The 19,685-nt window shown below is 70.4% G+C and carries 21 protein-coding genes; 9 read left to right on the top strand and 12 right to left on the bottom strand.

The genetic code is table 11. The features are described 5' to 3' along the window. Nucleotides 1-234 precede the first annotated feature (234 nt). Nucleotides 235-1,431, top strand: coding sequence for a PQQ-binding-like beta-propeller repeat protein (locus CLV67_RS28475; RefSeq protein ID WP_106323769.1), 1,197 nt, complete (start codon nt 235-237; stop codon nt 1,429-1,431). Between the two features lie 109 nt (nt 1,432-1,540). On the opposite strand, the gene CLV67_RS28465 is transcribed toward CLV67_RS28475, so the two are convergent. Together CLV67_RS28465 and CLV67_RS28460 are read right to left on the bottom strand one after the other, a co-directional pair. Next, entirely contained in the window at nt 1,541-2,152 is a 612-nt protein-coding gene (locus tag CLV67_RS28465; RefSeq protein WP_106323767.1) for a class I SAM-dependent methyltransferase, read from the bottom strand. After that, nucleotides 2,149-3,195: a hypothetical protein gene (locus tag CLV67_RS28460; protein WP_146169318.1), complete on the bottom strand. Its 1,047-nt coding sequence runs from the start codon at nt 3,193-3,195 to the stop codon at nt 2,149-2,151. Before CLV67_RS28460 ends, CLV67_RS28465 begins: the two co-directional genes overlap by 4 nt. Before the next feature lie 188 nt (nt 3,196-3,383). On the opposite strand from CLV67_RS28460, the gene CLV67_RS28455 reads away from it, so the two are divergent. Then, entirely contained in the window at nt 3,384-4,295 is a 912-nt protein-coding gene (locus tag CLV67_RS28455; RefSeq protein WP_106323763.1) for an AbfB domain-containing protein, read from the top strand. Between the two features lie 85 nt (nt 4,296-4,380). Here the strand turns inward: CLV67_RS28455 and CLV67_RS28450 are convergent, their stop codons facing one another. The 4 genes from CLV67_RS28450 to CLV67_RS28435 are packed head-to-tail and all read right to left on the bottom strand — an operon-like array spanning nt 4,381 to nt 9,449. Next, nucleotides 4,381-6,372, bottom strand: a complete 1,992-nt coding sequence (locus CLV67_RS28450; RefSeq protein WP_106323761.1) for a beta-galactosidase — start codon at nt 6,370-6,372, stop codon at nt 4,381-4,383. Continuing rightward, entirely contained in the window at nt 6,369-7,709 is a 1,341-nt protein-coding gene (locus CLV67_RS28445) for an ABC transporter substrate-binding protein (protein WP_106323759.1), read from the bottom strand. The genes CLV67_RS28450 and CLV67_RS28445 overlap by 4 nt, the downstream gene beginning before the upstream one ends. 28 nt (nt 7,710-7,737) lie before the next feature. Then, the gene (locus tag CLV67_RS28440; RefSeq protein ID WP_106323757.1) at nt 7,738-8,586 is read right to left on the bottom strand and encodes a carbohydrate ABC transporter permease; all 849 of its coding nucleotides are present in this window, start codon (nt 8,584-8,586) and stop codon (nt 7,738-7,740) included. After that, complete coding sequence (locus tag CLV67_RS28435) at nt 8,583-9,449, bottom strand: carbohydrate ABC transporter permease (protein ID WP_106323755.1); 867 nt, start codon at nt 9,447-9,449, stop codon at nt 8,583-8,585. The genes CLV67_RS28440 and CLV67_RS28435 overlap by 4 nt, the downstream gene beginning before the upstream one ends. Nucleotides 9,450-9,623: 174 nt before the next feature. Between CLV67_RS28435 and CLV67_RS28430 the strand changes: the two genes are divergently transcribed. Together CLV67_RS28430 and CLV67_RS28425 are read left to right on the top strand one after the other, a co-directional pair. Beyond that, nucleotides 9,624-10,619 carry a LacI family DNA-binding transcriptional regulator gene (locus CLV67_RS28430; RefSeq protein ID WP_106324221.1) on the top strand — a complete coding sequence of 332 codons (996 nt, stop codon included), beginning with the start codon at nt 9,624-9,626 and terminating at the stop codon, nt 10,617-10,619. Nucleotides 10,620-10,645: 26 nt separating this feature from the next. Next, nucleotides 10,646-11,023 carry a spore germination protein GerW family protein gene (locus CLV67_RS28425; protein ID WP_203737920.1) on the top strand — a complete coding sequence of 126 codons (378 nt, stop codon included), beginning with the start codon at nt 10,646-10,648 and terminating at the stop codon, nt 11,021-11,023. Between the two features lie 15 nt (nt 11,024-11,038). Here CLV67_RS28425 and CLV67_RS28420 read toward each other — a convergent pair whose 3' ends face one another. The 5 genes from CLV67_RS28420 to CLV67_RS28400 all read right to left on the bottom strand — a co-directional run bounded on the left by CLV67_RS28420 (nt 11,039) and on the right by CLV67_RS28400 (nt 15,277). Then, complete coding sequence (locus tag CLV67_RS28420; protein ID WP_239166989.1) at nt 11,039-11,686, bottom strand: PilZ domain-containing protein; 648 nt, start codon at nt 11,684-11,686, stop codon at nt 11,039-11,041. Between the two features lie 131 nt (nt 11,687-11,817). Then, nucleotides 11,818-13,341, bottom strand: a complete 1,524-nt coding sequence (locus CLV67_RS28415) for a vanadium-dependent haloperoxidase (protein WP_203737918.1) — start codon at nt 13,339-13,341, stop codon at nt 11,818-11,820. A gap of 108 nt (nt 13,342-13,449) precedes the next feature. Continuing rightward, nucleotides 13,450-14,148 (bottom strand): ABC transporter permease, encoded by a 699-nt coding sequence (locus CLV67_RS28410; RefSeq protein WP_106323751.1) that lies wholly within the window; start codon nt 14,146-14,148, stop codon nt 13,450-13,452. Beyond that, nucleotides 14,145-14,954 (bottom strand): ATP-binding cassette domain-containing protein, encoded by an 810-nt coding sequence (locus tag CLV67_RS28405; RefSeq protein WP_106323749.1) that lies wholly within the window; start codon nt 14,952-14,954, stop codon nt 14,145-14,147. Before CLV67_RS28405 ends, CLV67_RS28410 begins: the two co-directional genes overlap by 4 nt. Then, on the bottom strand, nt 14,951-15,277 hold the full coding sequence (locus CLV67_RS28400) for a PadR family transcriptional regulator (RefSeq protein WP_106323747.1): 327 nt from the start codon (nt 15,275-15,277) through the stop codon (nt 14,951-14,953). Before CLV67_RS28400 ends, CLV67_RS28405 begins: the two co-directional genes overlap by 4 nt. Before the next feature lie 107 nt (nt 15,278-15,384). Between CLV67_RS28400 and CLV67_RS28395 the strand changes: the two genes are divergently transcribed. Genes CLV67_RS28395 through CLV67_RS28385 form a run of 3 tightly spaced genes read left to right on the top strand, consistent with a single transcriptional unit; the run spans nt 15,385 to nt 17,797 of the window. Beyond that, nucleotides 15,385-15,903 carry a SigE family RNA polymerase sigma factor gene (locus CLV67_RS28395; protein WP_106323745.1) on the top strand — a complete coding sequence of 173 codons (519 nt, stop codon included), beginning with the start codon at nt 15,385-15,387 and terminating at the stop codon, nt 15,901-15,903. Further along, on the top strand, nt 15,900-16,745 hold the full coding sequence (locus CLV67_RS52075) for a hypothetical protein (protein ID WP_170154033.1): 846 nt from the start codon (nt 15,900-15,902) through the stop codon (nt 16,743-16,745). The genes CLV67_RS28395 and CLV67_RS52075 overlap by 4 nt, the downstream gene beginning before the upstream one ends. After that, complete coding sequence (locus tag CLV67_RS28385) at nt 16,742-17,797, top strand: amidoligase family protein (protein WP_106323743.1); 1,056 nt, start codon at nt 16,742-16,744, stop codon at nt 17,795-17,797. The genes CLV67_RS52075 and CLV67_RS28385 overlap by 4 nt, the downstream gene beginning before the upstream one ends. Here CLV67_RS28385 and CLV67_RS28380 read toward each other — a convergent pair. After that, nucleotides 17,735-18,112 carry a hypothetical protein gene (locus tag CLV67_RS28380; protein WP_146169317.1) on the bottom strand — a complete coding sequence of 126 codons (378 nt, stop codon included), beginning with the start codon at nt 18,110-18,112 and terminating at the stop codon, nt 17,735-17,737. The genes CLV67_RS28385 and CLV67_RS28380 overlap by 63 nt on opposite strands. A 72-nt stretch (nt 18,113-18,184) precedes the next feature. Here CLV67_RS28380 and CLV67_RS28375 point away from each other — a divergent pair, with 72 nt between their 5' ends. Further along, entirely contained in the window at nt 18,185-18,649 is a 465-nt protein-coding gene (locus CLV67_RS28375; protein WP_373873223.1) for a PrpF domain-containing protein, read from the top strand. Next, the gene (locus tag CLV67_RS28370) at nt 18,642-19,589 is read left to right on the top strand and encodes a VOC family protein (protein ID WP_106323737.1); all 948 of its coding nucleotides are present in this window, start codon (nt 18,642-18,644) and stop codon (nt 19,587-19,589) included. The genes CLV67_RS28375 and CLV67_RS28370 overlap by 8 nt, the downstream gene beginning before the upstream one ends. The last annotated feature ends 96 nt before the right edge of the window (nt 19,590-19,685 follow it).

The raw sequence follows: 19,685 nt of genomic DNA, 5'->3' as shown, positions 1-19,685 counted from the left end.
CACAAGATCGCCGGCGAAGGGTTGGCGGCGGGCGGAGGAAGGCTGGCGACTGGCCGAAGACGGCTGGCCGCGGACCGAAGACGGCTGGCCGCAGACCGAAGACGGCTGGCTACGGGCCGAAGACGCTGGCCGCGGACCGAAGAAGCTGGTGGTGGGCCGGAGAGGGTCGGTGGTGGGCCGGAGAGGGCTGGTGGTGGGTGGGAACCTGTCTGGGGTGGGCGGTGTCTTCGGGGTATGACCACCAGGCGTGAACTTCTTCTGCTTGCCGGCACCGGACTCGTTCTCACGGCGGCCGGGTGCCGGGAGACAGGCGCCCGCGCGGCCACCACGGCGCCCGACGTGCTGCTCGCCGACTCGGAGCGCGGCCTGCTACGGCTCGGGCCGGGCGGGGAACAGAACCTCGGCGCGGCGGCAGCCGGTTACGACGGCACTCATCTCTACGCGGGTGTGCCCGGTGGGGTGGAGCAGCTCGATCCGGCGAGTGGCGCGAAGGTCGGCCACACCGCGCTGGCCGGTGACTGGACGCCGCGGGTGGTCGCCGTCGACGGCCGGGCGTGCGCGCTCAGCGGGACGGGGGCCTCCGACCGGCCGGCCGCGCGCGCCCGGACCATCCTGGCCGTCGCCGGGCCGGGTGGGGAACGGCGTTTCGACCTGGCCGGGGTGATCGAGCCGGACGCGTTCACGGCCGACAACACGGGACTGTTCGTGCTGGACTGGCTGCCGGCCACCGCGCCGGACCACTACCGGGTACGGCTGCTCGACCTGGCCACGGGGAAGGTCGAACCGCTGTTCACCCGGAACAAGACGCCGGTGCCGACGGGCGCCGAGGAGGAGATGCGCGGTGACGGGCGGCAGGCGGTGCTCTCCGCCGACCGGAAGATGCTGTTCACCCTCTACACCCACCAGCCCGGCCACCGGCACACCCGGGATCTGCTCTCCGGCCGGCCGGGGAACGCGCACGCCTTCGTCCACGTATTGCATCTGGTGGAGCGATGGGCGTACTGCCTCGATTTGCCCCACCCGTTCGGTGAGGGTCCGCCGGCCGGACACGCTCTCGCCGCCGATGGACGCACCCTGTTCGTCGCCGATCTGAACGCGGGGAAGCTGGCCTACGCGAGCCCCGAGTCGCTGTCGATCGAGCGGGTGGTCGACGTGCCACCGGTTGCCGGGTCCTCGGCCGCTCTGGCGCTCACCGCCGACGGCCGGATCCTGGTCGGTGCGGGCGGTGTCACGGTCGTGGACCGGGTCTCGGGGAAGCGGACCGGCAGCTGGGAGCTGGCCGGCCCGGTCCGCGGGATGGGACTGAGCCGGGACGGCGGCCGCCTCTACACCGGTGGCACCGGCCGGGTCACCTGGCTCGACACCGCCACCGGCGAGAAGCGCGGCGAGCTGGCCGTGCCCGGCCTCACCGCCCTGCGCCACGTCATCTGAGCGTCCAGAATGGGAGTCCCACCACGACAGGGAGCTATGCCGGGGCGAGCTATGCCGGGGCGAGCTATGCCGGGGCGAGCTATGCCGGGGCGAGCTATGCCGGGGCGAGCTATGCCGGGGCGACGCGGCGCAGGATGTCGAGCAGGAACCACTCGTCCTCGTGGTGCACGACCGGCTCCAGGCCGGCGGTGGCCAGCAGCGCGGCGTGCGCGTTGAAGCCGTCGTAGTTGCCGCCGTTCTGCCGGTCGCGGAAGTGCACCGACACGAAGTCACCGCCGGGCTCGAGGCGGGCCACCAGCCCGTCCAGCGTCGCCGTCAGGTCGTCGCCGGACAGGTAGTAGAGCAGGTCGCCGATCACCACGAGGTCGAAGACGCCGTCGGGCAGCTCGGCCGGCAGCTCGGCCCGCTCGACCCGTACGTTGGGCAGGTCGGCGGTGTTCTGCCGGGCCAGGTCGACCGCCTCGGGGACGCTGTCGGTGGCGAGAACCTCGTCGCAGCGTCCGGCCAGCATCCGGCTCAGCGTTCCGATCGAGGCACCCGGCTCGTAGCACCGGGTGTACCGCTCGCGGGGCAGGCTGGCCACCGTGACCGCGTACTTGCGCAGGTCGTGCCACTTGGTGGCGACGTCCCACGGGTCGTCCTTCGCCAGGTAGAGCCCGGTGAAGTAGTCCAGGGAGACCGACGTGTCGGGTGGGGTGGCGTCGCCTGCTGCACGTGTCACCCCGAGATTGTGCCCCCGCCCGGGCCCGCCGCCACGGTCAGGGTGCCGACGCCCTCCTCGGCTACCAGGTCGATGCCCCCGGCCCCGCTGCCCGCGGTGAACCGGGCGCCCTTGTTCACGCCCTTGTCCCGTTTGCCGTAGACGACCACCGTGCCGGCGCCGGACTTCAGCTCGGCGCGGACGGGCGCCTGGCCGCCGGTGCTGATCCGCCAGTCGCGGATGCCGCCGCTCATCGAGATCGGCACGGTCGCCTTCTGCTTCGGCAGTGCGAGGTCGATGTTCGCGGCGCCGCCGAGCAGATCGACGCGGCCGACGCGGGCTCCGGTCAGATCGATCTTGGCGGTACGGACACCGCCGCGCATCAGCACGGACCAGACGACCTCGGGGCTGAGCACCACGTCGACCTCGGCGGTACCGACGTCGCCGGTGTCGTCGACGAAGATCCGGACGGCGCCGCCGGCCTCCTCGGTACGCACGTTGATGCCGCTGCCGGGTGGGCTGGACACCTCGTACCAGCCCTCCGCGATCTCGCCGATCCGGACGTCGAGCTCGGTCGTGCCGTCGGCCAGTTCGAAGGTTGCCGCGTCCGGGATCGCGCCGGCCGGAGCGCTGGTCTCGATCGAGACCGGCGGGTTGCCGGGCGGGGCGACCACGCTGGGCTCGGCGAACACCGGGGCGGCGACTCGGCCGGGGTCCGGCGGGCGGGTGGCGTACCAGGACAGGCCACCGGCCACCAGGACGGCGGCGACCAGGGCGGCGACCGGTTTCCAGGCGATGCGGCGCTGCCGCGGGGCGAGCCGCAACTCGATGGTGGGCCGCTGTGACCCCCGGTCCTGCCAGGGTTGCTCGATCCTTACCGGTTCGGCGTCCTCCGGTTCGTAGTGGTCGGCGGGCGGCCCGGCCCGGTGCGGCGCGTCGGGCCAGAACGCCGAGATGTCGGGCAGCGCGGGTGGCGCGGCCTCGGCCGTGTCGCCGGCGTTCTCGGTCGCGGTGTCCGCCGGGACGGCGGTGTTGTCGATGTCAGGGACGGCAGGACTGTCCACGCTGCTCTCCTCGAAGCCCACGGGATGACTCCGCACGGAGGTACGGACGCGAGGCCGCTTCGGTTCGATTGGAGCGCTCCCAAAAATTTGGGACAAGCTTCCCTCTTGCTTTCACATGCCCCGAGCGTGTAGATCCTTATCGAATCCTTAAGTGATTCTTGCGAACGTCCCCCACGGAAGCGAAATCAATGCCGGAAGACGACACCCGTAACGGACTGCGGGTCGGCGGCTGGATTCCGCCGTATTCACCCGGCGGCACGCCCGCCGGGCCGATCCGGCCCACCGCCCACCCTGCCTCGATCGCGGGCCGCCCCCGCCGCGACTCGTTTTCCCGCCTGCGCGCCGGGGGCACGATGCGCCCCCGGCTGGTCCTCGCCGCGGCCCTCTGTCTCGCCTGCGCGGCGACCGCGGCGATAGCCGTGGTGCTCGACGCCGCCAAGGGCCCCGAGCCGGTCGCCGCCGAGTTCACCTACCCCGCGGGCGGCCTGCCGCCGCAGCCCTTCCCACCGGCGGTGGAGTCGACGGATGTGCCGGTCAGCGTGCTGCCGTCACCGACCGGCACGACCCTGCCGGCCATCCCCACCGAGGACTGGTCGCCGCCGCCGAAGACCTCACCGGTGGCCACCCGGACCACCACCGGGCCACCCGCGACGACCCGGCCGGCCACCCCGGCTCCGGTGTCGCTGACCGTCGGATCGACCGTCGGGCTGGAGGCCGCCGACCGCTCCGGACACCGGGTCCGGCACCGCGACTACCGCGGCCGCCTGGAGCCGATCAGCCGCCGAGACGGCGCCGACGCGGCTTTCCGGGTACGCACGGGACTGGCCGGCAACGACTGCGTGTCGTTCGAATCTGTTAACTTTCCCGGGTATTATCTCCGGCATCGAAATTTCGAAATACGCCTCGACAGGAACGACGCCTCCGCGCTATTCCGTCAGGACGCGACTTTCTGCGCCGTGACGATTCGTCAAGGCGCCGCACTGGCGTTGCGTTCGAAGAATTATCCGAATCATCACGTGGTCGCCGACGGCGAGTGGCTGAAGATCGTGCAGACCTCCGCGTCGCGGGCGACCGCCTTCGTTCCGCGGGCCCCCCTCTGATCGTTCCCGGTCGGCCCATCCGGCCGGGAACGGTCAGGCCCGCGTGTGGAGTCCGGGCGCATCACGCGCCCGGACTCCACACACCTCATCCCCGGTGAAGAACTGTCACCCCGCGTGGTCCGAGGAGCCCCGCGCCCGGCAGTGCGCTGAGGTCCACCGGCTCGTCGGTCCGGTTGATCAGGAACCAGTGGTCGCCGCGGATCGCCAGCTCGACCCGGCCGGCGAGTTCCGGCGGCAGTTCGCCGCGCACCCCGGCCGGACCGAGCAGGGCCGGCAGCAGCGGGGCCAGACCGTCGGGGCCGAGGCGGGTGGAGACGTACGCCGCCGACCCGTCCCCTGCCCGGCGCCGGGTGACCGCCGCCCGCTCCGCCTGCTCCCCGGTCTTGTACCGGGCCAGCACCTCGACGTCCTCGCCGGTCACGTCGATCCGGTCGCTCCAGAGGGTGCCGGTCGTGCCGTTGTCCAGCTCGACGCTCTCGTGGTCGAGCAGCGGACCGAACTCCTCGATCCGGATGCCCAGCACGTCACGCAGCGGTCCCGGGTAGCCACCGAGCCAGACGTGGTCGTTCTCGTCCACGATCCCGGAGAAGTACGTGGTGACCAGGTGCCCGCCCGCGGCAACCCAGTCACGCAGCCGACCCGCGAGCGCGGCGGGAACGACGTGCAGGATCGGGGCGATCAGGACCCGGTACTCCTCCAGCGGCCCGCCCACCGGGAGCACGTCGGCACGCACCCCGGCGTCGAGCAGGGCCGTATACCAGTCGAGCGCCTCCTGCCGGTAGCGCAGCCGGTCGGTGGGGTGCGAGTCGTGCTCGGCGGCCCACCACGACTCCCAGTCGAAGACGATGCCGACCTCGGCCCGGCGGCGGTGCGAACCGGCGACCGGCGCCATCTCCCGCAGCCGCTGCCCGAGCCGGACCACGCCGCGGAACACCTCGCTGTCGGTGCCGGCGTGCGGCAGCATCGCCGAGTGGTACTTCTCCGCGCCGGCCTTCGACTGCCGCCACTGGAAGTAGCAGACCGCGTCGGCGCCGTGGGCCACGTGGGTGAGTGAGTCCCGTTCCAGCTCACCGGGCTTCTTGGCGACGTTGACCGGCTGCCAGTTGACCGCGCTCGTGGAGTGTTCCATGAGGAACCAGGGCCGGCCGCCTGCCAGGTTGCCGGTCAGGTTCGCCGAGAAGCTGAGCTCGTCGCGGGCCTGCGGGCCGGGCAGCACGTAGTGGTCGTTGGAGACGAAGTCGACCTCGGCGGCCCAGTCGGCGTAGTTCATGCCCTTCGTCTCGCCCATCACCATGAAGTTCGTGGTGACCGGCACCTCCGGGGTGATGCCGTGCAGCAGGTCGCGCTCGGCGCGCAGATGCTGTTTGAGGGCATCCGAGGAGAACCGTTTGAAGTCCAGCTGCTGCGTCGGGTTCGGGTGCGAGGCGGCCAGCCGCGGTGGCAGGACCTCCTCGAAGTCGTCGTAGCGCTGCGACCAGAACGCGGTGCCCCACGCGTGGTTGAGCGCTTCGACGTCGCCGTACCGGTCTCGCAGCCAGACCCGGAAGGCGGCCGCCGCGTCGTCGGAGTAGTCGTAGATGTTGTGGCAGCCCAGCTCGTTGTTGACGTGCCAGGCCACCAGCGCCGGGTGCTCGGCGTAGCGGACGGCCAGCTCACGGACCAGGCGCAGCGCGTGCTCCCGGAAGATCGGGGAGGTGGGCCGCCAGTGCTGGCGCGCGCCCGGTGACAGCACCTCGCCGGTGCGGGTCACCGGCAGGATCTCCGGGTGCTTGCGGGTCAGCCAGGGCGGCGGCGAGGCCGTGGCGGTGGCCAGGTCGACCGTGATGCCGCCGGAGTGGAGCAGATCCATCACCTCGTCGAGCCACGCGAAGTCGTACACACCCTCGCGGGGTTCGAGTCTCGCCCAGGAGAAGATGGCGAGGGAGACGACCGTGACGCCGGCCTCGCGCATGGCCCGTACGTCCTCGTCCCAGAACTCGCGGGGCCATTGGTCGGGGTTGTAGTCCGCGCCGAATTCCAGACGCGCCGACCCGGCGCGGCGGAGCCAGCGCCGGGTCGTCTCGTTGCTTTGCGTCATTTAACCGTGAAGCCCTGTTCCGTGCCGTACTTGACCGATGCGTCCTGCCAGGCCTTCAGCCCGTCGGTCAGGTTGCCCTGGCCGATGTAGGCCTTGCCGACGGTGTCGCTGAAGATGCTGTTGGCGTAGACCTGGAAGGGCAGGTACGACCAGCCGGTGACGACCTGACCGGCGGACGCGGCGAGAACCTCGTTGACCTTCTGGCCACCGAAGTACGGGAACTCCTTGCCCTGGAAGGCGGGGTCCGCGAGGTGCTTGGTGGTGGCCGGGAAGGCGCCGTCGGCGATCCGGGTCTGCGCGCCCTCGTCGACGGCGGCGTACTTCAGGAACGCCCAGGCGAGCGTCTTGTTCGGGGCCTTCTCCGGGATGGCGAGCGAGCTGCCGCCGTTCTCCGCGGTCGACTTGCCGCCGGCCTCCCACTGCGGCATCGGCGCGACCCGCCACTTGCCGTTGGCGGCCGCGGCGCCCTTCTCCAGGTTGCTCGGCATCCACGCGCCGGTGACCAGGGTGGCGATGGTGCCGTCGCCGAGGCCCTTGTACCACTCGTCGGTCCAGCCGGGAACCGGCGAGAGCAGCTTCTTCTCGATCAGCTTCTGCCACTCGGTCGCGAACTTCTGGCTGCCCGCGTCGCCGAAGTTGACCGTGACCTCGGTGCCGTTGACCTGGTACGGCTTGCCGCCGGCCTGCCAGATGAGGCTCGTGGTGAATCCGGCGTCACCGCTGTCGCTGGTGATGTACGCCTTCGGGTCGGCGGTGTGCAGCTTCTCGGCGGCCGCCGCGTACTCGGCCCAGGTGGTCGGCACGGCGATGCCGTGCTTGTCGAAGACCTCCTTGTTGTAGAAGAGCGCCATCGGCCCGGAGTCGATCGGCAGGCCGTAGATCTTGTCGCCGGCGTGCACCGAGTTCCAGGTGCCGGGGGTGAACGTGCCGTCCAGGGACTTCGCGCCGTACGTGTTCAGGTCCGCGACCGACTTGGCCAGGGAGAACTGGGGCAGCGCGTAGTACTCGATCTGCGCCACGTCGGGAATGCCCGTGCCGGCCGTGATGGCGTTCTGCAGGGCCGTGTACTGGTCGTTGCCCGTACCCGCGTTGACGAGGTTGATCTTGACCTTGGGGTATTTGGTCTGGAAGTCGGCGGCGACCTTGGTGATCGTGGTGTCCCACGCCCAGACCGTGATGTTGCCGCCCGCCTCCAGGGCGGCCGTGACGTCCGCCTCGGAGACACTCGTGGCGGCCGTGCCGCCGGTGTCGCCGTCGTCGGAGCCGGAACAACCGGTGGCCAGCAGGCTTATCGACAGCGCGGCGCCCAGGAGCGCGCGCCGACGGGTGATCATCATTGAGGGGTTCCCTTCGGGAGGAGGGGGATTACTGTTTGACACTTCCCGTGGTCAGACCCGACTGCCAGAAGCGCTGCAGCAGCAGGAAGGCCACGATGAGGGGGATGATGGTGAGCAGCGATCCGGTGATCACCAGGTCGTAGACGACGTCGCCGCCGACCGTGGTGGCCTGCTCGCTCCACTGGTAAAGGCCCAGCGTGAGCGGGTAGAGGTCGGGGTCCTTCAGCATGATCAGTGGCAGGAAGAAGTTGTTCCACGTCCACACGAGATTGAAGAGCAGGACCGTGACGAGCCCCGGCGCCAGCAGCGGCAGGGCGAGCTTGAAGAAGGTCCGGAACTCGCCGGCCCCGTCGACGCGCGCCGACTCGAGGATCTCGTTGGGCACCGCGTCGGTGGCGTACGTCCACATCAGGTAGAGGCCGAACGGCGACACCAGCGACGGGATGATGATCGCCCACGGCGTGTCGGTCAGACCCAACTTCGCAAACATCAGGAAGGTGGGTACGGCCAGAGCGGTCCCGGGGATGGCGATGCCGCCGAGGATGACGGCGAAGACCACGCGGCGCCCGGCGAAGTCGAACTTGGCCAGGCCGTACCCGGCGAGTGCGGCCAGCATGGTGGCCCCGCCCGCGCCGGCCACCACGTAGAGCAGGGTGTTCAGCAGCCAGCGCCCGAAGATCCCGTCCTGGTAGGCGAACGTGCGCGAGATGTTGTCGAACAGCGCGAAGTCACCGGAGAACCACAGGCCGAACGTGCCGAGCAGATCCTGCTGTGTCTTGGTCGCGCTGATCGCCAGCCAGACCAGCGGGAGCAGGGTGTAGACCAGCATCACGCCGGTCACGACGGTGAGGGTGATGCTGCGCGGCTGCTTCCTCATGAGATCCCCCGCATGCTGCGGCGCTGGAAGAGGTACGCCACGACCGTCGTGGCCACGCCCATGATCAGGGCGATGGTGGCCGAGTAATTGATCTGCTGCCCGGCGAAGGACAGCTGGTAGGCGTAAATGTTCGGGGTGAAGTAGGTGGTGATCGAGTTCGGCGCGAGGGTGTCCAGGATCTGCGGCTCGTTGAAGAGCTGGAAGCTGCCGATGATCGAGAACACGGTGGCCACGACGAGCGGTCCGCGCAGCGCCGGCAGCTTGATCGACCGGACGATCCGGAACTGGCCGGCGCCGTCGATCGCGGCCGCCTCGTAGAGCGCGGTGTCCACGACCCGCAGCCCGGAGTACAGGATGAGCATGTTGTAGCCGACGAACTCCCAGGTCACGATGTTGCCAATGCTGGCAAGGATCAGGTCCGGCGAGAGCGGGTCGGGCAGCGTGACGCCGAGCGCCTCGTTGATGTTGCCGACCAGCCCGAACCGGGTGCCGTAGAGGAAGCCCCACATCACCGCGGCGACGACGGCCGGGACCGCGTAGGGCAGGAAGATCGCGATCCGGAAGAAGCCGGCGCCGTGGAGCCGTCCGCTGTCGATGGCCAGCGCCACCAGCAGGGCCAGGCCCAGCATGATCGGCACCTGGACGACCAGGAACAGCGAGACCCGGCCGAGCGCCTCCCAGAACTGAGGGTCGCTCAGGGCCTTCGTGTAGTTCTCCAGGCCGACGAAGGTGGTGCCGCCGACCAGGCGGGTGCGGAACACGCTGAGATAGACGGAGTACGCGATAGGCGCGAGGAACACCAGCGTGAACACCGCGAGGAACGGACCGGTGAATTGCCACCCGATCCATGAACGCCGGGTCAACCCTGCCCCCTCCCGAGGATGTTTACGTAAACATGGACGTCATGTTTACGTAAACATGACTGCCGTATAGTGGCACGGGCCACAAATCACGGTCAAGGAGTGATCAAGATCGAACCACCCCGGCTCCGTGCCGCTTCGGACGTCCCGGGCGGCCGCCGTAAGCAGCGCGTCTCCATGGCCGACGTGGCCCGTCTCGCCGGCGTCTCCTCGCAGACCGTGTCCCGCGTGGCGAACGGCTCCCCCGGCGTCGTCGAGACCACCCGTGAACAGGTCCTCGCGGCGATGAGCGAACTCGGTTACCGGCCCAACAGCGCGGCCCGCTCGCTGCGCTACGGACGGTTCAACACCATCGGCGTCATCCTGTTCGGGCTGGCCTCCACCGGCAACAGCCGCACGGTCGAGGCCATCGCCACCCACGCCGCCGCCGAGGGCTACGCCATAACACTCATCCCGGTGGGCGCGCCGACCCAGGACAATGTCATGGGAGCGTTCACAAGAATGGGCGAGCTCGCGGTCGACGGCGTCGTTCTCATCATCGAGGTGCACCTGCTCGACGCGTCCGCGGTCGCCATTCCGCCGGGCGTGCACGTGGTGGTCGTCGACTCGGACGCCGGCGACCGCTATCCGGTGGTGGACACCGACCAGGCCGACGGGGCGCGGCAGGCGGTCCGGCATCTGCTCGAGCTCGGCCACCGTACGGTCCGGCACGTGGCCGGGCCGGTCGAGTCGTTCGCCGCCGAACGGCGGGCCGGGGCATGGCGGCAGATCCTCGAGGAGGCCGGGCGGCCGGTCGCGCCGCCGGAGCGCGGTGACTGGTCGGCGGACTCGGGCTACCACGCGGGCCTGCGCCTGGCCGCCGACCCGGACTGCACGGCGATCTTCGCGGCCAACGACCAGATGGCGCTCGGCGTCCTGCGCGCCCTGCACGAACGCGGCCGCCGGGTCCCTGCCGACGTCAGCGTGGTCGGCTTCGACGACATCGCCGACGCCGGCTCCTACCTGCCTCCGCTCACCACGGTCCACCAGGACTTCGCCGAGGTGGGACGCCGCTGCGTGGACGCCCTGCTGGGCCAGATCCACGACGAGCCGGCGGGCCCCGGCACCGATCTGGTCCCGACCCGCCTGGTGATCCGCGGCAGCACCGCCCCACCCTCAGGGGTGAGCGGATAGACGCACGGTCGTGCGATGGTGACCTGATGTCATCGAAGATGAGCGCATCCGAGATCCTGGAACGAATCCGGACCGGCACCGAGGCGGCCACGGTGTCCCGCGTCTTCGGCGAGCCGATCGAACGCGACGGCGTCACCGTCGTTCCGGTCGCCACCATCAAGGCCGGTGGGGGTGCGGGCGGCGGCAGCGGCGCGCCCGTGAACAGCGACAACCCGCAGGGTGAGGGCGTCGGCGGTGGCTTCGGCTTCGAGGCGCGACCGGCTGGCGTCTTCCTGATCCGCGACGGCGACGTGTGCTGGCGACCGGCCGTCGACGTCAACAAGATCGTCGTCGGCGGCCAGCTCGCCCTCGTCGCCGGCTTCCTGGTGATCCGCTCCATCGTGCGCCGCCGGCGCCGCCGCTGACTCGCGGGCGGGATGCTACGTCCGCTTGTTACGGCGGCGCTCGCCGATCTCCCAGGCGAGGATGTACTGCCGGATCGTCTGCGCCACCTCCTCCGGGGTGTCGAAGGTGAGGATCAGGTGCTGGCCCGGGTCGCCGTCCGGCGCCTCGCGCACGGTGTGGACCACCCCGCTCAGCTTCGCCTCGGCGGTGCCCAGCCACACCGTCGCCTCGACGTGGTCGCCCTGGGCCAGCGAGGTCACCTCGTCGATCCAGCAGCGCAGGCCGCCCTCGCTGATGTCGAGCAGCACACCCTCGGCCGGCTGGCCGCTCACCTCGGCCTCGAGCCGGACGACCGCACCGGCGCCGCCGCGCACGTACTCGCGCCGGTTGTCGGTACGCGCGCCGCCGGTCGGGACCAGCGTCCACCGCAGCGGCGCACTGCCCGACACGACGACCAGCCGGACCGGCAGCACGATCCGCGTGCGCGGCGGGACCCAGAACACCTCGAACTCACGGCCCGGCTCGAGCACCGCCAAGTCGTTGGTCTCCAGCGGGGCGGCCACACTGAACGTCTCGCCGTCGACGGACTCGAGCCTCGAGCGGAGATTCACGCCGGCACCGAGGACGAGGAACATCGGGGAACCGATCTCCGGCAGGTCGATCGCGGCCAGCCCTCCCTCCACGTGCGGAAGGGCAATCGAACCAGCTGGGTTGCTCATCATTCACCTCTGCGGAACACCGCTCACGGGGGTCGGGACAGACCTACCATCGGCAGGATCCGCCCCGACGTGAACATCCCGCGGATTCCGGAGGGTCAGGGCCAGGGGTAGTAGATCAGCGTCCACGAGGTGGCGCTGTTCTGGCGGCAGCTGTAGGCGCTGTAGATCTTGTTGGCGTAGACCGCGTCGTCGCCGGTCTCGTCACAGGTCTGCGCGGAGGAGAAGCCGCCACCGTTGATCACTTTCTGGAACAGCTTGTTCGCCACGTAGTCGCCCACCTTGGCACCGGCGGCGTTGCCCTGCGTGCCGTCCCAGGAGTAGTGGACGCCGAGATAGATGCGGCTGCGGGCGTCCTCCTGCGCGGCCGCGCTGAAACTGGTGAAGGTCCTGGTCACCCCGACCGCGTGCGGATCTTCGGTGCCGCCGGTGAAGGTGATGGCGTCGGTGCCGAAGTAGCGCTCCATGCTCTTGGCCCAGGCGCCGCCGAAGGTGGCATGACCGGAGATCCAGGCGGGGAACGCGGGACTGAAGTTGACGCCGTTCCGGTCGGCCGACAGAGGCTTCCACGCGGTGTCAGCCGTCGTGGCGGCGTTGTTGTCGGTGCCGGCCAGCTGGATCGCCGACTCGGGACGCCACAGGTCGATCGCGGTCAGGTACTTGGCGTCCCAGGCGACGATCGCGGCGTCCGCCATCGCGGCGCTGACCAGGGCAAAGAGCCGCAGGTTCGCCATCTGGTCCAGGCCGCGGCCCGCCGACACCACCTGGGTGTGCGCGAAGTGCTGACCCGGCGGCTTGTACGTGCCGTCCAGGTCGTTCGCCCAGTACCACGCGATCTGCGTCTGCTCGCTGGTCCGGGTCGAGCCGGTCGCCCGGCCCAGGCTCTTGACCTCGTTGACCTGCGTGGCGTACGCCGAACTCGCCAGCAGCGACGGCATCGTCGAGTAGCCGCCCGGGAGAGCCGGGCGCAGGCTGGACAGCTTGTAGGACTCGGTGAACCGGGAGAAGGGCACGACCTGGCCCCAGCCCGGGGTGGCCGCGTTGCCCGACCCGGTGGGCCGCCAGAAGCCCGGCTGGTTCACCAGGGTGTACGTGGTGTTGTGGGTGGACCGGTCCAGGTTCCCGTCGCGGCTGGCGACCATGTTCTGACCGGCCTTCACGCCGACGCTGCGGCCCTGCTGCTGGGAGGCGTCGACGGCGATGCCGTCCTGCGCCGCGGCCAGGTCGGCGGAGAAGCTGATCGCCGGGTAGAGACTGCTGAGCACGGTCTGGGCGGCGTAGTCGATCGCCGTCTCGACGTCCGGGTTCGCCCAGTTCGTGATCGGGACACCGCCGGTGTAGTCGATGGCCAGGCAGTTGAAGTCGTCGTACGAGCCGGTGCGGTTGCAGTTGATCGCGTTGACCGCGTTGAACATCGCGTTGTGCATCATCGCGCCGGACCTGGCCAGCGGCCCGGGTGCGCCGCCGGCCGTCCGGTACGTCTTGAGCAGGACGTTGTTCCAGAAGATGACATGGTCACCGATCGGCGCCGCCTGCGCCGGTGCGGCCACGGCCGCCAGTCCCGTCGAGGCGAGGACTGTCGCGAGCGTAGCCGTGACCGCCCGCCTGAGTTGCTTTCGCATGGATCCCCCGTCGTTTCGTTGGCTCAGCAACGTGCGACAGGAGTCTCTCGGTCCACATGAGACGGCGGAACGGCCGGACGGTCACGATTGGCTATTCAAACATCCAAATTAATGAATACCTTGCGGCTCCGGGTCCGGTTCGGGGTAGCGCTCGAGGCGCAGCCGGCGCGCGAAGATCGCCAGAGTGAGGCCGGTGCACAGGGTCCAGACCAGCACGCCGTGGGCCAGACCGCGCCAGAGCAGGTCGGTGGCGGCACCGTCGATCGCGTACGTGCCGATCTCCCGGCCCGACCAGAACGGCAGGAACTTGGCGACCGTGCCGGCCGGGTCGGCGAGCATCTGCACCGCGCAGACGCTGAACAGGGCCAGCGCGCCTTCCAGCTCACGCGGCAGCAACGCACCGACCAGGCTGCCGAACGGAACCGCGATCAACGCGGTGATCAGCATCAGCAGGGCCACCGCCCAGGCCCGGTCGATGTCCTGGTCGATCGCGACCAGCGCGAAGTAGCCTCCGGCCAGCAGCGCCCCGAAGCCGCTCATCGCGATCAGCCGGCCCCCGACGATCCCGGCGGTGGAGGCCCCGGAGATCCGCAGCCGTGGATCGACCCCGCGGGCCGAGTTGACCACGAACAGGGTGAGCGTGGAGACGGCCCAGGCGATGCCGGTCATGAGCATCCGGGTGGACTGACCGGTCAGGTCACGCCGGACCAGGTAGAACCAGAGCGGCAGCGAGATCACCAGCAGGATGGCGACCCGGCGCCGGCCCACCTCGCGGGCGGACAACTCTGCGACCACGAGCGCGGTCATGCGGCTCCTCCGAGATCCAGAACGTGGTCGACGTGCTGCAACTCGTGCAGCAGGTGGGTGACCACCACGACCGCACGGCCGGCGTCACGCCAGACGTGAACCTGACGCCAGAAGTCGAGGTACGACCCCTGGTCGAATCCCTGGTACGGCTCGTCGAGAAGCAGCAGGTCGGGCCCGTGCAGCTCACCGAGGACCAGGTTGAGCTTCTGTCGCGTACCGCCGGAGAGCTCTTGAACGGGTTGGGCGGCCGTGGGCCGCCAGGCGAGCAGGGACGCCAGATGCGCGCCGGTGGACCGGGCCTTGCGGGGCGCGATGCCGGCCGCGGCACCGAAGAGCGTGAAGTGCTCGTCGGCGGTCAGCCACCCGGCGGTCCCGCCGTCCTGCGGGACGAAACCGACCCGCCGGATGCGCTGGACCGTGCCGCTGGTCGGCGCGGTGAGCCCGGCGCAGATTCTCAGCAGCGTGGACTTGCCGCAGCCGTTCGCGCCGACGATCGCGGCCACCTCGCCGCCGCGGACGGTGAGGTCGACGCCGGCCAGAACGGTCCGGCGACGGTACCGCTTGGTCACCCCGGCCAGCCGGAGCATCACCCGGCCGGCCTCGGCGCGCTTCTCCTCGAACGTGGAGACCCGCAGCTCGGCGACGAGATGACGGGCGTACAGGTGGGCCGGACCGAAGAAATGATCCGGGTCGGCCGCGTGCTCACCGGCCTGCGCGGCGGTCTCCACGCTGAGCCGGTGGGCGCGTTCCGGCTGCAGACCGAGCCGGACCAGCTCGGTCTCGAAGCGGTGCGGCCAGTCGTTCATCGCACGTGCTCCCCGATCAGCGCGTCGACGCCGTCGCGGAAGCCCCGCCACTCGTCTGCCTGCGCACTCAGCGCGTCGAGCCCGGCCGGGGTGATCGCGTAATACTTCCGGCGCGGGCCGCTCTCCGACGGCCCCCAGCTGGGTGAGGCGAGTCCCTGCTGCTCCAGGCGCAGCAGCGCCGGATAGAGAGTCCCGCCGGGGATGTCGGCGACGCCGGCCGCGGCCAGCCGCTGGGCCAGCCCGTAGCCGTAGTCGGGCCGCTCGCGCAGCATCGCGAGCAGGCACAGGTCGAGGAAGCCGTGCAGCCACGGCCGGGGAGTCATGCTAGGCAGGCTAGCTGCTTAGCAGTCTGCCTATCTACCGGGGTGGCCCAGAAAAAATATCTTCGGAACCGACTGCACAACTCGGGCCCGGGATGCGTCGATGAGGTGTGACCTTCGAGCAATTCGCGTTGGCCCGCCTGCCCAGCCTGTTGCGCTACGCGGTCGTCCTCACCGGCGACCGGGATCTGGCGCAGGACGTGGTGCAGGAGGTGCTGGCCCGTGCCCAGGTGCGCTGGAAACGGATCAGTGATGCCGACTCGCCCGAGGCGTATGTCCGCCGGATGGTGCTCAACGAGTATCTGTCGTGGCGGCGCAGCTGGGCGGTAAGGCACATCCACGCGGCCGGCGAACGGCTCATCGAGCTGGACGACGCGCGCGGCGGCGCCCGCGACCACGCCGACGGTGTGGTCGAGGCCGACGCGCTCTGGCACCGGCTGTCCGCCCTCGGGCGCAAGCAGCGGGCGGTGCTGGTCCTGCGGTACTACGAGCAGCTGGACGACGACACCATCGCCGACCTGCTGGGTTGCGCACCCGCCACGGTCCGCAGCCACGCGTCGAGGGCACTGAACATCCTCCGGCTCGACAAGGAGTCGGAACTACGGGTCCATGCCGAGGAGAGGTCGTGACTGAGCACGGAGACCGGCTGCGCGAAGCCTTCACCAAGCACGAGAAAGAGACGCCGGATCCAGCAGCGGTCTACGCCCGCGTCGAGGAACTGGCGCAGAAATACAAGTGGCGCCGTCGTGGTGCGCAGGCCGCGGGCGGGGTGGCGCTGAGCGCCGGCCTGATCGCGGGCATCACCCAGCTCCCCGGGATCCTGCCGGCCGACCCGGCCGCCGCGCCCGCCTTCCAGGTCGCCGCCCCGGCGGCCACCCCGAGCACCCCGCCCACCCTCGACCCCTCGGCGCCCCTCACCGAGGACGAGGTCAAGGAGGGCCTGGCCGCCTACTTCCAGGCCGGGTACGGCTACGACAACGCCGTGGAGCTGGCAGGGCTGTGGAAGCTCGGCACCGACAAGATCGCCCAGGTCAAGGCGGTCGCCGGCAAGAAGCTGCTGTCCGGCGAGACACTGCCGGTCGAGCCGCGGCAGAACCCCGACACGCCGGCCACCGAGGACCCCATCGACGACGAGACGATGAAGCAGGTCGACGAGTTCTTCCTGTCCGGTTACGACTGGGACGACGCCGTCGCGCTGGCGAAGCTCTGGAAGATCGCCGACCCGTACGAGGCCAAGGTCGAGGCCGGCAAGCGCCTGCTCGCCGGTGAGACGCTGCCGGTCAAGGCGGACAAGAAGCAGGCCGAGGAGGGCAAGAAGGCCCGCCTGGCGAACATCTTCTGGGACGCCGGCTACGACGGTGAGGACGCCGCGAAGCTGGCCAAGCTCTGGAAGATGGACGACACGTACGCAGTCAAGGTCGAGGCCGGACGACGGCTGCAGGCCGGCGAGACGCTGCCGATCAAGCCGTGACACCGGAGCTGCGCCGGCGGATCGGCTTCGAGATCGAGCTGATGGCCCCGCCCGGGGTCAGCCGGCGCACGCTCGCCATGGATGTGGCCGGACGCTGTGGGGGCAGCGTCCGGCCGATCTGGCACCACGACAGCGAACCGTCCCTGGTCCCCGGCCTGGGACGGTTCCTGCATCTCACCCAGGGTTTCGACGTACGGCGACGGGACGGCTCACCGGTCTGCACCCTGGTCGACGACGTCACCCTGCTGCACGGCCTCGACCCGCGGGCACCCGCGATCCCCGGCTGGTTCCGCGTCCTCACCGACGACACCCGCCTGCTGCGCCTGCTCGCCGTGCAGTGCGACCCCGGCGGCAAGCTCGCGCAGGTTCTGGAGCCGGCCGCCCGGCTCTGGGGAACCGAGGTCCAGCAGCACGGCAGGATCCACCGGCTCGACGACGCGGCCGGCGCCACCATCGCGCTGGCCTCCCTGGCCGGCGGCGAACGCGAACGGCCCTGCGAGATCGTCACTCCGCCCCTGGCCACAGGCCATCGCGCCGCCCTCGCCGAACTCCTCGGACCGGCGGCCGAACTCGGGTTCACGGTCCCCCGGGAGGCGGCCGTGCACCTGCACGTCGACGGTGCTCCGTTCCGGGATCCGGCCGCCCTGGCCAATGTGGTACGCCTGTTCGCGTACTACCGGGACGCCCTGCGCGAGGTGCTCGCCACCAATCCGGCCTGCCGCCGCCTCGCCCCGCTCCCGGAACCGCTGGTCACCGCGGTCGCCGGCACCCCGACGACCGACGAGCTGCGCAAGGCCGCCACGGACGGCGGGCTCACCAAGTTCTTCGACGTCAACCTGACCCAGGTGCTCACCGACGACCCGGTCCGCGACACCGTCGAGATCCGCATCCTGCCCGGCGCGATCGACCCCGACGAGATCATCCATCGCGCGGCGCTGGTCGAGCTGCTGCTCGACCGCTGCGTGGACCCGGCCCCGATCAGTCCCCCGTCAGACCCGGCGTCGGCGGTGGAGACGTTGCTGGAGATGGCCGCGCGGTCCTTGGACCTTTAGGCCGTGCTTCAGCGAGCCGTCGATCAGGCGGTCCAGGGTGGCGGCGTTGCCTCGGATCAGTTCGTCGCGGATGTTGCCGCGCGGCCACTCCTCCAGCCCGGCCGCCTTCGCCGCCTCCATGGCCTCCACCACCGCGGCGGCCATGCCCTTGCAGAAGACGCTACGCAGCAGCTTGCGGGTGGCGGCCGCGCCGACCGGGCCGTCCAGCACCTCGACCGAGGCGCCGAAACCGCCCAGCACTGCCGCGAGTTCGGCGGCGGCCGGACCGCTCGCGGTCATCGGCGTTCGGAGGCCGCGGCCGGGTACCGGGGACATCAGGGCAACGTCGACGACCCGCGCCCGCCGACCGCCGAGGGCGGCGAGCCGTTCCTGAGGCCGGGGGCGGCGGTGTTGAGGTCGGCCCAGATCGTGCCGGTCTCCAGGGCCGGTAGCGATTCGCTCAGGGCGTCCGCCGACGGCCGGCCGTGCCGCCGGGTGGAGGAGCTGCGGATGCTCGCCGGTGAGGTGATGGGCCTCGGTGAGGTGAGCGCGTCGACCGTACCCAAGATGTGCCTGACCTCTCCCCCGGCGAACGGTGGCACGCTGGGGACGCGGATGTTCATCCCCCGTCGCGTCCATGCCTCGATCGGCGTGCTCGCCGCGGTGACCGTCGGGACCGCGGTGGCGACGCCCGGCAGTGTCGTGCACACCGGACACTCGGGCACGATCAGGCTGGAACATCCGAGCGGCTTCTCCGACGTCGTGATCGACCTCGACGCCGGGCGGTCCGCCGTCGTGAGCACCGCCCGCCCGCTCGTGGAGGGGCGAGTCCACCCGCGTCGCAACACGGAAGGAGCCATCACGCATGGCTGAGAGAGACATCGCCCACGTCTCCGCGGTCGAGCTCCGCACGCCGGTTCTCGACGACACGGTCCGGTTCTTCACCGACCAGATGGCCATGGAGGTCGTCGAGCGCCGCGGGAACAGCGTCTACCTGCACGCCTGGGACGACTACGAGGCCTTCACCGTCAAGGTCGCCGGCACGGACACGTCCGGCATCGGCCGCACCTGGCTCCGGGCGCGCAGTCCGGAGGCCCTCGAACGCCGGGTCCGCGACCTCGAGGCGGCCGGGCTCGGCGAGGGATGGATCTCCGACGAGTTCGGGTACGGCCCGGTCTTCCACTTCACCGACCCGGACGGGCATCCGTTCGGGATCTACTACGAGACCCGCAGGTACACGGCCTCGGACGCGACCCGCCCGTCACTGAAGAACCAGGCCGCCCGCTTTCCCGGCCGCGGCGCCAACGTGCGGCGGCTCGACCACGTCAACTTCCTCGCCCGCGACGTTCCGGTCAACGAGGAGTTCCTGGCCACGGCTCTGACCGGGCGGGCCAGCGAGCAGATCGTGCTCAACGACGGCACGAAGGCCGCCGTCTGGTACACGTTCACCGACAAGTCGTACGACCTCGTCTACACCCGCGACTGGACCGGCACCGAAGGCAGACTGCACCACGTGGCGTTCGCGACCGACACCCGCGAGGACATCCTGCGGGCCGCCGACGTGTTCCTGGAGGCCGGCGTGCACATCGAGACGGGACCGCACAAACACGCCATTCAACAGACCTTCTTCCTGTACGTGTGGGAGCCCGGCGGCAACCGCATCGAACTCTGCAACGCCGGAGCGCGTCTGTTGCTCGCCCCCGACCACGAGGTGATCACCTGGACCGAGACGGAGCGGGCCAAGGGGCAGGCGTGGGGTCTCAGGACGATCGAGTCGTTCCACACCCACGGAACGCCGCCCGTGGTGCTCTAGATGTTCTGCCCAGAGAGGTTGGGAACGCGGTTGGCGGGTGGTCCGCCGATGGCGGTGTGGTGGCGGTGGTGATTGTAGGTGTGCAGGAATCGGGGT

The organism is Actinoplanes italicus (genome assembly GCF_003001815.1).
Taxonomy (GTDB): Bacteria; Actinomycetota; Actinomycetes; order Mycobacteriales; family Micromonosporaceae; genus Actinoplanes; species Actinoplanes italicus.
The sequence above is the reverse complement of the archived record's forward strand: the minus strand, read 5'-3'. Positions and strand labels throughout refer to the sequence as shown.

Coding starts and splice junctions, on each gene's coding strand:
- CLV67_RS28475 (WP_106323769.1), top strand. CDS start 235: ATGACCACCAGGCGTGAACTTCTTCTGCTTGCCGGCACCGGACTCGTT.
- CLV67_RS28455 (WP_106323763.1), top strand. CDS start 3,384: ATGCCGGAAGACGACACCCGTAACGGACTGCGGGTCGGCGGCTGGATT.
- CLV67_RS28450 (WP_106323761.1), bottom strand. CDS start 6,372: ATGACGCAAAGCAACGAGACGACCCGGCGCTGGCTCCGCCGCGCCGGG.
- CLV67_RS28445 (WP_106323759.1), bottom strand. CDS start 7,709: ATGATGATCACCCGTCGGCGCGCGCTCCTGGGCGCCGCGCTGTCGATA.
- CLV67_RS28440 (WP_106323757.1), bottom strand. CDS start 8,586: ATGAGGAAGCAGCCGCGCAGCATCACCCTCACCGTCGTGACCGGCGTG.
- CLV67_RS28430 (WP_106324221.1), top strand. CDS start 9,624: ATGGCCGACGTGGCCCGTCTCGCCGGCGTCTCCTCGCAGACCGTGTCC.
- CLV67_RS28425 (WP_203737920.1), top strand. CDS start 10,646: ATGTCATCGAAGATGAGCGCATCCGAGATCCTGGAACGAATCCGGACC.
- CLV67_RS28415 (WP_203737918.1), bottom strand. CDS start 13,341: ATGCGAAAGCAACTCAGGCGGGCGGTCACGGCTACGCTCGCGACAGTC.
- CLV67_RS28410 (WP_106323751.1), bottom strand. CDS start 14,148: ATGACCGCGCTCGTGGTCGCAGAGTTGTCCGCCCGCGAGGTGGGCCGG.
- CLV67_RS28405 (WP_106323749.1), bottom strand. CDS start 14,954: ATGAACGACTGGCCGCACCGCTTCGAGACCGAGCTGGTCCGGCTCGGT.
- CLV67_RS28400 (WP_106323747.1), bottom strand. CDS start 15,277: ATGACTCCCCGGCCGTGGCTGCACGGCTTCCTCGACCTGTGCCTGCTC.
- CLV67_RS28380 (WP_146169317.1), bottom strand. CDS start 18,112: ATGTCCCCGGTACCCGGCCGCGGCCTCCGAACGCCGATGACCGCGAGC.
- CLV67_RS28370 (WP_106323737.1), top strand. CDS start 18,642: ATGGCTGAGAGAGACATCGCCCACGTCTCCGCGGTCGAGCTCCGCACG.